This is a genomic window from Pseudomonas reinekei (assembly GCF_001945365.1).
GTDB classification, from domain to species: Bacteria; Pseudomonadota; Gammaproteobacteria; order Pseudomonadales; family Pseudomonadaceae; genus Aquipseudomonas; species Aquipseudomonas reinekei.
In genome coordinates this window covers 195,469-208,929 of the sequence record NZ_MSTQ01000002.1, presented here as the reverse complement: position 1 = coordinate 208,929, position 13,461 = coordinate 195,469, and the positions used below count along the sequence as shown (strand labels likewise).

Genomic DNA, 13,461 nt, shown 5'->3' with positions numbered 1-13,461 from the left:
GATTTCTGCGGTGAGCTTTAGAACGACCGGACAATCCGCCCCAAGGTTTCCATCGCCTTTTCCGAGTCCTCGGTCCAGGGGCTGCCGTAATTCAAACGAATGCAATTCCTGAAGCGCTGGGTCGGTGAAAAAATCGGCCCTGGCGCGATGCTGATCCCCTGCGCTAACGCCATCTGGAACAGTTTCAATGAATCCATCTGTTCCGGCAGTTCCAGCCACAGAAAGTAACCGCCGGCCGGTTGGCTGACGCGGGTCTGCGCCGGAAAATAGCGGGCGATGGCCGAGAGCATGGCGCTCTGCTGGTCTTCCAGCGAATGACGCAGTTTGCGCAGATGCCGGTCGTAACCACCGTGTTGCAGATAGTCGGCGATAGCTGCCTGGGCCGGCATCGATGCGCATAGCGACGTCATGAGTTTGAGCCGTTCGATCTTTTGCGCGTACCGTCCAGCCGCGACCCAACCGATCCGGTAACCGGGGGCGAGGCTTTTGGCGAACGAACCGCAGTGCATCACCAGACCTTCGGTATCAAACGCTTTGGCGGGTTTCGGCGCCTGCTGCCCGTAATACAACTCGGCGTAGACATCGTCCTCGATCAGCGGCACTTGATGGCTGCGCAGCAGTTCCACCAATGCCTGTTTCTTCGCCTCGGGCATGGTCGCGCCCATGGGGTTCTGGAAGCTGGTCATGCACCAGCAGGCCTTGATCGGGTGGCGTTCCAGGGTCTGCGCCAACACCCCGAGGTCGATGCCGTCGCGCGGATGCACCGGGATTTCCACGGCTTTGAGCTTCAGCCGTTCCAGGATTTGCAGGCAGGCATAGAACGCCGGGGCTTCGATGGCCACCAGGTCGCCGGGTTGGGTCACCGCTTGCAGGCACAGGTTCAGCGCTTCAAGGGCGCCGTTGGTGATCAGCAGTTCTTCCATGGGCAGCATCAGTCCGCCGACCATGTAACGCAGGGCTATCTGCCGCCGAAGCTGTGGATTGCCCGGTGACATGTCGGTGACCACCATGCGCGGGTCCATATCGCGGCTGGCACTGGCCAGCGAGCGCGACAGCCGTTGCAGCGGAAACAGGGTCGGGCTGGGGAACGCCGAGCCGAAGGGCACGGTGTTCGGGTCTTTGATCGAGTCGAGGACCGAGAACACCAGTTCGCTGACGTCGACTTCGGTGGACTCGTTGACCTGGCTGCTGATCACCGGCTCGGAAAACGGGCGCGGCGCATGGGCATTGACGAAATAGCCGGAACGCGGCCGGGCGCGGATCAGGCCACGGCGCTCGAGCAGGTAATAGGCCTGGAACACCGTGGACGGGCTGACGCCGTAAGTCTGGCTGGCGTAGCGCACCGACGGAACGCGCTGGCCGGGACCCAGGACGCCGGAGCGGATCAGTTCAGCGATGTCGTCGGCGAATTTTTCGTAGCGTTTCATCGTTAGCCCGGATTGGTGTCATTCAGAAAAAACAAGGTGACTTCTTCGCGAGCAGTTTAATGGCTCAACGGCTCATCGGGGCAACAAACCGGCTTTTCGCCACGCTGTAGATGCCCGGTTCATCACTGTCGACCACCTTGAAGCTGATGCTCTGCGAACTGCTGCTCGGCCGTTCGGTTGTCATCGCCACCGACAACGGCACGTCGACAATCTCGCCAGGGGCCAGGCTCAGGTCGGTCTTGCCTTGCAACTGGAAGCCGTCGCTGTCGACAAGGGTCAGGTGGTAGTTCTGGCGTTGCTGGGTCTTGTTGATGACTTTCAGGCTGTAGATGTTTTCGATCTGCCCCTGACTGTTCTCGCGGAACAGGCCACGGTCCTTGCTGATGTCCAGCGACACCATCGGCCGCTCGATGAGCGCCACCACCAGCGCAGCGATCATCACCAGCAGCACGGCGGTGTATCCGATCAGCCGTGGCCGCAGCAGGTGCGTCTTGCCACCCTGCAACTGGCGCTCGGAGGTGTAACTGATCAAACCGCGCTCATAGCCCATTTTGTCCATGATCGAATCACAGACATCAATGCACGCGGCGCAACCAATGCATTCCATTTGCAAACCGTCGCGAATGTCGATGCCCGTCGGGCAGACCTGCACGCACAGCTGACAGTCGATGCAATCACCCAGGCCGACCTCGGCCGGGTTGACTTCACGTTTACGCGGGCCACGGTTCTCACCACGGGCGACGTCGTAGGCAATGGTCAGCGTGTCTTTGTCGAACATCACACTCTGGAACCGCGCATAGGGGCACATGTGTATGCACACCGCTTCGCGCAGCCAACCGGCGTTGATGTAGGTCGCACCGGTAAAGAACAACACCCAGAACAGGCTGACGCCGCTGATTTGCAAGGTCAGCAATTCTTCGGCCAGCGGGCGGATGGGCGTGAAATAGCCGACGAAGGTAAGGCCGGTGAGCAGACTGATGGCCAGCCATAACGTGTGCTTGGCCGAGCGGCGCATCAATTTGTTCAGGCCCCAGGGCGCGGCTTGCAGCTTGATGCGCTGGTTGCGCTCGCCTTCGGTGATTTTCTCGCACCACATGAAGATCCAGGTCCAGGAGCTTTGCGGGCAGGTGTAACCGCACCAGACCCGGCCGGCGAACACGGTGATCGCAAACAGGCCGAACGCGGCAATGATCAGCAGCGCCGAGAGCAGGATGAAATCCTGCGGCCAGAAGGTTGCGCCGAAAATGTGGAATTTGCTTTCGGATAGATCCCAAAGCACTGCTTGCCGACCGCCCCAGTTCAGCCACACGGTGCCGAAAAACAACAGGAACAGAAAACCCGCGCCGCTTATGCGCAGGGTGCGGAACAGCCCGGTGAAGCTGCGGGTATGGATCAGGCTGTCAATGGACGTGGCCTTCATCTTCGAACGCGAAGGCTCATACGTCTGGATGGTGGGTGCGCTGTCTACGTTTCGGACGGGGATTCTCTCGCTCATGGTCTTTCGCTCATCAGCCTCCATCAGGCATGAGCACTATGAGCGGCGATCTGTTTGCATAACAGACTCAGGTATTGCAATAAAAAGCGGATCAGATGCTGGCTGCCGGAGTTGCTGCGACAAGTTGAAGCACCTGTCGCAGCTGCCCTTTAACGTGGGTCTCAGGCGCTTGCGGGTGATTGATCCAGATCGGTCAAATCACCGAATCACTGTCGGTGGCCTTCAAGTGTCGGCGTCCATCGATGGCACCTGCCACGGTCAATGCGTCGGCTTCTGCTTCGGTGATGTAAATGCGCTGGCCGTTGAGGTCCACCGCCGACATGGCTTTGGCCCCGTCAGTGACAATGGTGACGTCTGGACACAGGCGAATCTCCTCGCCATTTTCGGTGGTGAAAAAGCAGGTTTCGTTTTCGATGCGCACGGTCATGGCGTGATCCTTTTTCAGCGGGTGCCTGAAAGGTTAGGGCGCCAGAAACTGCCATCGTTCGGTGCAACCGATTAATGGTCGCTGCGGTCCATCTTCCATAGCCCCTCACAAGGACAGCACCAATGAACGCGTGGTGGCATGAAGTTTGGGTGACCCTGCAAGCGGAGTTCGCCGACATCGGCGACGCTTCGCAACTGACCCGCGTGACCGTGCGCCTGCTGACGGCAGCGGTACTGGGCGCAATTCTCGGTTTCGAGCGTGAGCACAAGGGCAAGGCGGCGGGCGTGCGCACCCACATGCTGGTGGCGGTTGGGGCGGCGTTGTTCGTGCTGGTGCCGCAAATGTCCGGCTCGCAGGCGGACGCCATGAGTCGCGTCATCCAAGGCGTGATCGCCGGGATCGGCTTTCTCTGTGCCGGCACCATCCTGAAAAACGAAGAGGGCGATGAAGGCCACGTCAAAGGCCTGACCACCGCAGCGGGTTTGTGGATGACCGCCGCCATTGGCCTAACGTCGGGGTTGGGGCGCGAAGCGACAGCGGTGCTCAGCACCTTGCTGGCGTTACTGGTATTGGGCGTGATGCCCCGCGTGGTGAAGCTCTTCGAAAAAGACCAGGAACCATAAGGAACCGCAATGACGCGGCTCCTCTGCTCAGCGATGAACTGTCTTTATTCAGGCGTAACAATCACCGGTGGCATGGTCGTCGGCGGTTCTTCCCTGGGCGGCGGTTGGGTCCCGGGTGGGTCTTGCTCTGGCACCGGTTGCGGATCGCTCGGTGGGATCACCGGATTGTCGATGTTCGGATCGGGCGTTTCAGCGGGGAATGGATTGTTCATCGTCCTGCCTCCAGTGGCACATGGCTTGAGTCGTGCTTAAGTTGATTGACCACTGGGCGAGGGAATTGATTCCGGCCAATTGCCTATGAACTTTTCGCGCCGGCAGTCGCTCGGAACCTAAGTGAGTTCATTGCCGGGCGGCTGGCCCGACGGGAAGACATCCAGACACAAGAGCGTCCATGGGGCGTAAAGGAGAGATGCTCGATGACGGCTGAAAAACCGACTGAACTGAGCTACAACCCGCACATGCCACTGTCGCAAGCGCTGTTGCTGCCGCGCATTGCCATTGAAAACACCATGCCGACCCTCGACGGAGGCCAGTTTGCGGTCAAGGCCGTGGTGGGGCAGGACATCGTGGTCACCAGCAAGGTGTTCGCCGACGGTCACGACAAGCTGGCGGTGCGCGTGCGCTGGCGGGCCGAAGGCGATGAAACCTGGCAAAGCGAAGTCATGACCGATCTGGGCAACAACGGTTGGCAGGGCCGCTTCCAGGTGCCGGGTCAGGGCCGCTATGTGTTTTGCATCGAAGCCTGGATCGATCAATTCGCCAGTTTCCGCTATGAGCTCGAGAAGAAACACGCTGCCGCCGTGCCCGTCAGCCTGGAGTTGCAGGAAGGGCGCCTGCACGTTCAGCAAGCCGCCGAACGCAGCGAAGGCCAACTGAGCGAACAACTGGCGGCGTTGCACCATGAGTTGTCGGGCCTGCTCGAAACCGAGCAGGTCGCGTTGTTCCTGCACCAGCGTAGCGCCGAGTTGATGGCCCAGGCCGATCACCGGGCCTACCTGAGCCTGAGCGCTGAGTTTCCCATCGACGTTGAGCGCGAACTCGCCCAGTTCGCCAGTTGGTATGAGCTGTTCCCACGCTCGATCACCGACGATCCGAAGCGCCATGGCACCTTCAATGACGTGCACTCACGCCTGCCGATGATTCAGGACATGGGCTTTGACGTGCTGTATTTCCCGCCGATCCATCCGATCGGTCGCAGCTTTCGCAAAGGGCCGAACAATTCACTGACCGCCGGGCCGGACGATCCGGGCAGCCCCTATGCCATCGGCAGCGAGGAGGGCGGGCACGAAGCGATTCACTCGCAGCTGGGCACCCGCGAAGACTTCCGTCGACTGGTGGCCGCAGCGGCGGAGTACGGGCTGGAAATCGCCCTCGACTTTGCCATCCAGTGCTCCCAGGACCATCCGTGGCTAAAGCAGCATCCGGGCTGGTTCAACTGGCGCCCCGACGGCACGATCAAATACGCGGAGAACCCGCCGAAAAAATACCAGGACATCGTCAACGTCGATTTCTATGCCGTTGAAGCGATCCCCAGTCTCTGGGTGGAGTTGCGCGACATCATCGTCGGCTGGGTCGAGGAGGGGGTGAAAATTTTCCGTGTGGACAACCCGCACACCAAGCCGCTGCCTTTCTGGCAATGGCTGATTGCCGATGTGCGGGCGTTATACCCCGAGGTGATCTTTCTCGCCGAAGCCTTTACCACGCCGGCGATGATGGCGCGGCTGGGCAAGGTCGGTTATTCCCAGAGCTATACCTATTTCACCTGGCGCAACAGCAAGACCGAGCTGGCAACGTACTTTACCGAGCTCAATGAGTCGCCGTGGCGCGAATGCTACCGGCCGAATTTTTTCGTCAATACGCCGGACATCAACCCGGCATTCCTGCACGAATCCGGGCGTCCCGGGTTTCTCATCCGTGCGGTGCTGGCAACCATGGGCTCAGGCCTGTGGGGCATGTATTCCGGTTTCGAGCTGTGTGAATCGGCAGCAGTGCCGGGCAAGGAGGAGTACCTCGACTCCGAGAAGTACGAAATCCGTCCACGGGACTTCACCGCGCCGGGCAACATCATTGCCGAGATCGCCCAGCTCAACCGCATCCGCCGGCAGAACCCGGCCTTGCACACGCATCTGGGGCTGAAGGTCTACAACGCCTGGAACGACAACATTCTGTATTTCGGCAAGCGCAGTGCCGATGGCAGCAATTTCATTCTGGTGGCGGTCAACCTCGATCCGCATAACGTGCAGGAGGCGAATTTCGAACTGCCGCTATGGGAAATGGGCTTGTCCGACGATGCCAGTACTCAGGGCGAAGATTTGATGAACGGGCATCGCTGGACCTGGTATGGCAAATATCAATTCATGCGGATCGACCCGGCGTATCAGCCGTTCGGGATCTGGCGGATTACCGCATCTTGAGTGCACCACCCACCCTGTGGCGAGGGAGCTTGCTCCCGCTGGGTCGCGAAGCGGCCCCATTTTCTTCAGGCTCATGCGACTAATCGTTTTTTGCGACTGCTATGCAACTGAGCGGGAGCGAGCTCCCTCGCCACAAAAGCACCCAATCCAACGGGGCTTACCTTGAATTCAACAGGAGTTTCAAATGGCGAAGAAACCCAAGGCAGCTACATTCATTAAAGACCCGCTCTGGTACAAGGACGCGGTGATCTATCAAGTTCACGTCAAATCTTATTTCGACTCCAACAACGACGGGATCGGCGACTTTCCCGGCTTGATCGCCAAACTCGACTACATCGCCGAACTCGGCGTCAACACCATCTGGCTCTTGCCGTTCTATCCGTCGCCACGCCGCGACGATGGCTACGACATCGCCGAATACCGGGGCGTCCACAGTGACTACGGGACCATGGCCGATGCCAAGCGCTTCATCGCCGAGGCGCACAAGCGTGGCTTGCGGGTCATTACCGAACTGGTCATCAACCACACCTCCGATCAGCACGCCTGGTTCCAGCGCGCGCGTAAGGCCAAGAAAGGCTCGGCGGCGCGGGATTTCTATGTGTGGTCGGACGACGATCAAAAGTACGACGGCACGCGCATCATCTTTCTCGACACCGAAAAATCCAACTGGACCTGGGACCCGGTGGCCGGCCAGTATTTCTGGCACCGTTTCTACTCGCACCAGCCCGACCTGAATTTCGACAACCCGCAAGTCATGAAAGCCGTGCTGTCGGTGATGCGTTACTGGCTGGACATGGGCATCGACGGATTGCGCCTCGATGCGATTCCGTACCTGATCGAGCGTGACGGCACCAACAACGAAAACCTGCCCGAAACCCACGACGTCCTGAAGCAGATCCGCGCCGAGATCGATGCCAATTACCCGGACCGCATGCTGCTGGCAGAGGCCAACCAATGGCCGGAGGACACCCAGCTGTATTTTGGCGACACCGACAAGAAAGGCCTGAACGGCGATGAATGCCACATGGCGTTTCACTTCCCGCTGATGCCGCGCATGTACATGGCGCTGGCCCAGGAAGACCGTTTTCCGATCACCGATATTCTGCGCCAGACCCCGGAAATTCCGGCGAACTGCCAATGGGCGATTTTCCTGCGCAACCACGATGAGCTGACGCTGGAAATGGTCACCGACAAGGAGCGCGATTACCTGTGGAATTACTACGCGGCCGACCGTCGGGCGCGGATCAACCTGGGGATTCGCCGTCGACTGGCGCCGTTGATGGAGCGCGACCGCCGCCGCGTGGAGCTGCTCAACAGTCTGCTGCTGTCGATGCCCGGTACGCCGACCCTGTATTACGGTGACGAAATCGGCATGGGCGACAACATTTACCTTGGCGACCGCGACGGCGTGCGCACGCCGATGCAGTGGTCGATCGACCGTAACGGCGGATTCTCCCGCGCCGATCCGGCCAGCCTGGTATTGCCGCCGATCATGGACCCGCAATACGGCTATCTGTCGGTCAACGTCGAAACCCAGGCCGGCGACCCGCATTCGTTGCTGAACTGGACCCGGCGCATGCTCGCCGTGCGCAAGCAATCCAAGGCGTTTGGCCGTGGCACGCTGAAGATGCTTTCGCCGACCAACCGCCGGGTGCTGGCCTATACCCGTGAATACACCGGGCCTGACGGCAAGCACGAAATTATCCTGTGCGTGGCCAACGTTTCGCGCAGTGCCCAGGCGGTTGAGCTGGACCTGTCGGCGTACGTCGGCATGGTGCCGGTGGAGATGCTGGGCGGAAATGCCTTCCCGCCGATCGGTCAGTTGAATTTCCTGCTGACCCTGGCGCCTTACGGCTTTTATTGGTTCGTCCTGGCGGCAGAAAACCAGATGCCGAGCTGGCACGTGGAGCCGGCGCAGAGCCTTCCGGACTTCACCACGCTAGTATTGAAAAAACGCATGGAGGAATTGCTCGAAGCGCCGTCACGCAACACGTTGGAGCAGAACATTTTGCCGACCTGGCTGCAGAACCGTCGCTGGTTCGCTGGCAAGGACGCGGCAATCGATCAGGTCGAGCTGGCCTATGGTGTACGGTTTGGCGATGCCCAGCACCCGGTGTTGTTGAGCGAGATCGAAGTCACCAGCGGCGGGCAGACCAGTCGCTATCAATTGCCGCTCGGCTTCATTGCCGAAGATCAGGTCGGTGCGGCACTGCCCCAGCAATTGGCGCTGTCCCGGGTTCGCCGTGGGCCCCAGGTCGGTCTGATCACCGATGCCTTCAGTCTGGAAAACTTCATCCGCGCCGTGTTGCAAGGCATGGATAACAACACCGTATTGCTGTCGGACGGTGGCGAAATTCGCTTCGAGCCAACCCCCGAGCTGGCCAAGCTGGGACTCACGGCAGAGTCCGAGGTGCGTTATCTGTCGGCGGAGCAATCCAACAGTTCGGTGGTGGTTGGCAACAGCCTGGTGCTTAAGCTGATCCGCAAAGTGGCTTCAGGCGTGCACCCGGAACTGGAAATGAGCGCGTATCTGACCGCTGCCGGTTTCAGCAACATTTCGCCGTTGTTGGGTGCCGTGGTGCGCCGCGACGCCGCAGGTGATGACAACCTGCTGATGATCGCCCAAGGCTACTTGAGCAATCAGGGCGATGCCTGGGAGTGGACGCAGAACAACCTCGAACGAGCGCTGCGCGATGAGTTGGCCGATGCCATGTCCGAACAGGAACAGCACTACAACGCGCTCGGCGAGCTGAAAGACTTCGCTGGCATGCTCGGTCAGCGACTGGGGGAAATGCACCAGGTACTGGCGGCACCGAGCGCCAATCCGGACTTCGAACCGCGGGTCACCACGGCGAAGGAAGCGTTGGCCTCGGCCAAGGACGTCGCGGCGCAAATCGAGCGCGCCCTGAAGTTGCTCAAGCAACATCAAAACGAACTGAGCCCGGCAGACAAAACACGGGTCAGTCGTTTGCTGGACAACAAGACAGCCATCCTCGCCCATGTGCAAGCGCTGGCCAAAAAGACGGCCGGTGGCCTGCGAATTCGCGTTCACGGCGACTTGCACCTCGGCCAGGTACTGGTGATCAAGGGCGATGCCTACCTCATCGATTTCGAAGGCGAGCCCGCACGGCCGTTGCACGAACGACGGGGCAAGCACAGCCCGTACAAGGATGTCAGCGGCGTCCTGCGCTCCTTCGATTACGCGGCGGCCATGACGATCAACGTGCACAACGTCGATAACTCGGCTCAGGCCCAGGCGGCTCGCGAGCGAGTAGCGGATCGCTATTTGAATGAGGCCAGGCAGGCATTTGTCGACGCTTATCGGCTGGCGGCAGCTACGCTTGGTCATGCGTGGCAAGATCCAGAAGGCGAGGACGCTGCGCTGGCGTTGTTCGGACTGGAGAAGGCGGCGTACGAAGTGGCTTATGAGGCGGAAAACCGTCCCGGATGGCTGCCCGTGCCATTGCACGGTTTATATGGATTATTAAGTGGGCTTAAACCCTTTTCCGATCTTGGTGGAGAGTAGTCATGAGTTTCTCGAACAAGGAACAGGGTCAACATCACAAAGAAGCACTGCTACCCAGGACGCGGGATATCGACGCGCTGGTGCGTGCCGAGCATCACGATCCCTTTGCCATTCTCGGCCCCCACGGCGATGGCGCCGGCGGGCAGTTCATTCGGGCCTATTTGCCGGACGCGTTAAGCGTGCATGTGGTGGCCAAAGAAACCGGGGAGGAGCTTGGTCCGCTTGAGGCGACGCAAACCCCCGGGTTGTTCGTCGGCCACTTCGATCGGGCGCAACCGTACCTGCTGCGTACTCGTTGGGCCGGCGGCGAACAAACCGCCGAAGACCCTTACAGCTTTGGCGCGTTGCTCGGTGACATGGATTTGTACTTGTTCGCCGAGGGCAATCACCGTGACTTGAGCAGCGCCCTGGGTGCGCAGTTGAAAACCGTGGACGGCGTTGAAGGCGTTCGCTTCGCGGTCTGGGCGCCGAACGCCCGGCGAGTGTCGGTGGTCGGAGATTTCAATGTCTGGGATGGCCGCCGCCATCCGATGCGCCTGCGTCATCCCACCGGGGTCTGGGAGCTGTTCATCCCGGGCCTGCAAGCGGGGGAAGCCTACAAATACGAAATCCTCGGCAAGGACGGCATTCTGCCGCTCAAGGCCGACCCGATGGCGCTGGCCACCAGCCTGCCGCCGGACACGGCTTCGAAGGTCGCCTCGCCATTGAAGGTCGACTGGCAGGACCAGGACTGGATGCAGTCCCGTGCCGAGCGTCATCGCCCAAGCGCGCCGTTGTCGATCTACGAATTGCACGCCGGTTCCTGGCAATGCGAACTGGACGATCTGGGCGAAGTGGCCCGCCAGTACACCTGGCCCGAGTTGGCCGAGCGATTGATCCCGTATGTCAAAGAGCTCGGCTTCACCCACATCGAACTGATGCCGATCATGGAGCACCCGTTCGGTGGTTCGTGGGGCTACCAGTTGTTGTCGCAATTCGCCACCAGTGCCCGTTACGGCTCGGGCGACGAGTTTGCAGCGTTCGTCAACGCCTGCCACCAGGCGGAAATCGGCGTGATCCTCGATTGGGTGCCGGCGCATTTTCCCACCGACACCCACGGCCTTGCGCAGTTCGACGGCACCGCGCTTTACGAATACGGCAACCCGCAGGAAGGCTTTCATCAGGATTGGGACACGCTGATCTACAACCTGGGGCGCACCGAGGTCCACGGCTACATGCTGGCGTCGGCACTGCACTGGCTCAAGCATTTCCATGTCGATGGCTTGCGGGTCGATGCGGTGGCATCGATGCTCTACCGCGATTATTCGCGCAAGGCCGGCGAGTGGGTGCCGAACCGCCATGGCGGTCGGGAAAATCTGGAGTCCATCGACTTTCTGCGCCATCTCAACGACGTCGTCGCTCTGGAAGCCCCAGGTGCGCTGGTGATTGCCGAAGAGTCCACGGCGTGGCCGGGCGTCAGCCAGAGCACGCAACAGGGTGGGCTGGGCTTCGCCTACAAATGGAACATGGGCTGGATGCACGATTCGCTGCATTACATTCAGCAAGACCCGGTCTACCGCGCCCATCACCATAACGAACTGAGTTTCGGCCTGGTTTACGCCTGGTCCGAGCGTTTCATCCTGCCGATTTCCCACGACGAAGTGGTGCACGGCAAGCATTCGCTGATCGACAAGATGCCGGGCGACCGCTGGCAGAAATTCGCCAACCTGCGGGCTTACCTGAGTTTCATGTGGGCGCACCCGGGCAAGAAACTGCTGTTCATGGGTTGCGAATTCGGCCAGTGGCGCGAGTGGAACCACGACCAGCAACTGGACTGGTACTTGCTTCAGTATTCCGAACATAAAGGCGTGCAGAAACTGGTGGGCGACCTCAATCGCCTGTACCGCGAAGTGCCGGCGCTGCATGAGCAGGACGATGTACCGCAAGGCTTCCAGTGGTTGATCGGCGATGATGCGATCAACAGCGTCTACGCCTGGCTGCGCTGGAGCAAGGACGGCAAACCGGTGTTGGTGGTGGCCAACTTCACCCCGGTGCCCCGTGAGGCGTACCGCATTGGCGTGCCGTTTGGCGGGCGCTGGACCGAGTTGCTCAACAGTGACTCGACGACCTACGCCGGTTCCAACTATGGCAACAGCGGCGGCGCGTCGACCGAGGAAGTACCGAGCCATGGTCAGGCGTTGTCGCTGGTACTGAATCTGCCGCCGTTGGCGGTGTTGATGTTGAGTCCGCAGGTCTGATCCCAGACCGCGTCGCTTCTATCGCGGGCAAGCCCGCTTCCACAGGGATCACCGTTGTACCTGTGGGAGCGGGCTTGCCAGCGATGGCTTCAGCCCAGTCAATACGGCGTTTGAGGTCTGATCCTCACCACCGCATCCGTACACCGAGGCTGCCAATGATGCCGTTCAAATCATTGTCATCCACATCACTGCTGTAGTCGGCGCTGACATACAGGCTCACTGCCGGGGTCATCCGAGCTACCAGGCCCAGGCCCAGTTCGACCGTCGACGATTTGCGACTGCTGCTGATCTTGTCGACCTCATCGAGGGTCACGGTATTGCCGGTGTATACGGTGTGCCACAAGTTGGTCCGCACATAGGGCTCGACGGGCAGGCCGTTGATGTCGTAGCTACCTTTCAGTTTTGCACCGACCCGGCCGCTCCATGACGTCAGATCGCTGGAGGACGCATTGCCCGAGCCCGCATACGGGGTGTCCAGGGTGATCCGCTGATTGATCAACTGTGCTTGTGGTTCCACCACCCAGTTTTCGCTGATGCCAATCGGGAAACCGCCTTCGACCGACAATGTCACCGCGCTGCCCTCGGTGGCTTGGCGCGCCCCTTTTTCGTTGCGACTGAAGCCATTGACTCGGCCACCACTGGCCGACAAGTCGACGTGCCAGCCTTGTGGCCCGGTCAGACTGTAGTAAGCGCCGAGGCTTTGGCCTTGCAGGTTGAGGGTGTCGCTGTGCGGGTCAGCCAGGGCGCGGTTGGTCAGCAAGCCATTGCTGTTGCCCTGGTACTGGCTGATGCCACCGATCAGGCCGACCCGCTGAGTATGGCCGCTGCCGCTTTGCAGGGTGAGGATGGCCGGGCTTTTCACTTCACCTGAGCCGGGGATCGTAAACCCTTGAGCCAGCGCGTCACTTTGCGCCTGGCGGGAAGCTTTTCCGTAGAGCTGGTCCCAGGCGTTGGGTGTGGCATCTTCGGTGGTCAATTGGCTACTTCGCCTGTCGGCGACGGCGTTGATGCGGCCCGGATAGGTGCTGGCGAGCGCGGGCAGGGTGAGGACAGGGATGTCCTGGCGATACCAGGGCGTCGTTTCGTCCTCGGCCGGTTGGGCCTGTACTTCCATGGAGGAGCACAGCAAGAGCGAACTCGAGACAGTGCAAAAAGTGATTTTTATCTCTTGTTGGGTGAGTGAAGTTTTCATGGGGTCCTACCTTGCTATCGCAGACCGTACTCGCCTTGGCGTCTCTCCTACCCCGAATGAGGGGCGACCGAATGAAAGGGGGCAAGCCGGGGGCCTCCCGTATACGCGGGTGTCTTGGGG

Annotated in this window: 9 protein-coding genes; 4 read left to right on the top strand and 5 right to left on the bottom strand. The window is 60.4% G+C overall.

Translation table 11 applies throughout. The features are described 5' to 3' along the window. Nucleotides 1-17: 17 nt before the first annotated feature. From mapR to BVK86_RS03470, 3 genes are all read right to left on the bottom strand, one after another. Nucleotides 18-1,427, bottom strand: a complete 1,410-nt coding sequence (mapR, locus tag BVK86_RS03480) for a GntR family transcriptional regulator MpaR (RefSeq protein ID WP_075945102.1) — start codon at nucleotides 1,425-1,427, stop codon at nucleotides 18-20. Nucleotides 1,428-1,491: 64 nt separating this feature from the next. Beyond that, a complete protein-coding gene (gene ccoG, locus BVK86_RS03475) occupies nucleotides 1,492-2,922 on the bottom strand; it encodes a cytochrome c oxidase accessory protein CcoG (RefSeq protein WP_075945101.1) in 1,431 nt (476 codons plus the stop codon). A 193-nt stretch (nucleotides 2,923-3,115) separates the two neighbouring features. Continuing rightward, the gene (locus BVK86_RS03470; RefSeq protein ID WP_075945100.1) at nucleotides 3,116-3,349 is read right to left on the bottom strand and encodes a DUF3203 family protein; all 234 of its coding nucleotides are present in this window, start codon (nucleotides 3,347-3,349) and stop codon (nucleotides 3,116-3,118) included. Between the two features lie 122 nt (nucleotides 3,350-3,471). Between BVK86_RS03470 and BVK86_RS03465 the strand changes: the two genes are divergently transcribed. Continuing rightward, the gene (locus BVK86_RS03465; RefSeq protein ID WP_075945099.1) at nucleotides 3,472-3,972 is read left to right on the top strand and encodes an MgtC/SapB family protein; all 501 of its coding nucleotides are present in this window, start codon (nucleotides 3,472-3,474) and stop codon (nucleotides 3,970-3,972) included. A 44-nt stretch (nucleotides 3,973-4,016) separates the two neighbouring features. Here the strand turns inward: BVK86_RS03465 and BVK86_RS29755 are convergent, their stop codons facing one another. Next, the gene (locus BVK86_RS29755) at nucleotides 4,017-4,184 is read right to left on the bottom strand and encodes a hypothetical protein (RefSeq protein WP_167371491.1); all 168 of its coding nucleotides are present in this window, start codon (nucleotides 4,182-4,184) and stop codon (nucleotides 4,017-4,019) included. A gap of 204 nt (nucleotides 4,185-4,388) precedes the next feature. Here BVK86_RS29755 and BVK86_RS03460 point away from each other — a divergent pair, with 204 nt between their 5' ends. The 3 genes from BVK86_RS03460 (at nucleotide 4,389) to glgB (ending at nucleotide 12,149) form a co-directional block, all read left to right on the top strand. Beyond that, nucleotides 4,389-6,386 carry an alpha-1,4-glucan--maltose-1-phosphate maltosyltransferase gene (locus BVK86_RS03460; RefSeq protein ID WP_075945098.1) on the top strand — a complete coding sequence of 666 codons (1,998 nt, stop codon included), beginning with the start codon at nucleotides 4,389-4,391 and terminating at the stop codon, nucleotides 6,384-6,386. 184 nt (nucleotides 6,387-6,570) lie between these two features. Next, nucleotides 6,571-9,912, top strand: coding sequence for a maltose alpha-D-glucosyltransferase (gene treS, locus BVK86_RS03455; RefSeq protein ID WP_075945097.1), 3,342 nt, complete (start codon nucleotides 6,571-6,573; stop codon nucleotides 9,910-9,912). Between the two features lie 2 nt (nucleotides 9,913-9,914). Further along, nucleotides 9,915-12,149, top strand: a complete 2,235-nt coding sequence (glgB, locus tag BVK86_RS03450) for a 1,4-alpha-glucan branching protein GlgB (protein WP_075945096.1) — start codon at nucleotides 9,915-9,917, stop codon at nucleotides 12,147-12,149. 124 nt (nucleotides 12,150-12,273) lie between these two features. Here glgB and BVK86_RS03445 read toward each other — a convergent pair whose 3' ends face one another. Beyond that, nucleotides 12,274-13,341: an autotransporter outer membrane beta-barrel domain-containing protein gene (locus BVK86_RS03445; RefSeq protein WP_075945095.1), complete on the bottom strand. Its 1,068-nt coding sequence runs from the start codon at nucleotides 13,339-13,341 to the stop codon at nucleotides 12,274-12,276. Nucleotides 13,342-13,461 lie beyond the last annotated feature (120 nt).

Bases quoted from the DNA above. Each gene is read 5' to 3' on its own strand.
- mapR (WP_075945102.1), bottom strand. From the start codon at position 1,427: ATGAAACGCTACGAAAAATTCGCCGACGACATCGCTGAACTGATCCGC.
- ccoG (WP_075945101.1), bottom strand. From the start codon at position 2,922: ATGAGCGAGAGAATCCCCGTCCGAAACGTAGACAGCGCACCCACCATC.
- BVK86_RS03470 (WP_075945100.1), bottom strand. From the start codon at position 3,349: ATGACCGTGCGCATCGAAAACGAAACCTGCTTTTTCACCACCGAAAAT.
- BVK86_RS03465 (WP_075945099.1), top strand. From the start codon at position 3,472: ATGAACGCGTGGTGGCATGAAGTTTGGGTGACCCTGCAAGCGGAGTTC.
- BVK86_RS29755 (WP_167371491.1), bottom strand. From the start codon at position 4,184: ATGAACAATCCATTCCCCGCTGAAACGCCCGATCCGAACATCGACAAT.
- BVK86_RS03460 (WP_075945098.1), top strand. From the start codon at position 4,389: ATGACGGCTGAAAAACCGACTGAACTGAGCTACAACCCGCACATGCCA.
- treS (WP_075945097.1), top strand. From the start codon at position 6,571: ATGGCGAAGAAACCCAAGGCAGCTACATTCATTAAAGACCCGCTCTGG.
- glgB (WP_075945096.1), top strand. From the start codon at position 9,915: ATGAGTTTCTCGAACAAGGAACAGGGTCAACATCACAAAGAAGCACTG.
- BVK86_RS03445 (WP_075945095.1), bottom strand. From the start codon at position 13,341: ATGAAAACTTCACTCACCCAACAAGAGATAAAAATCACTTTTTGCACT.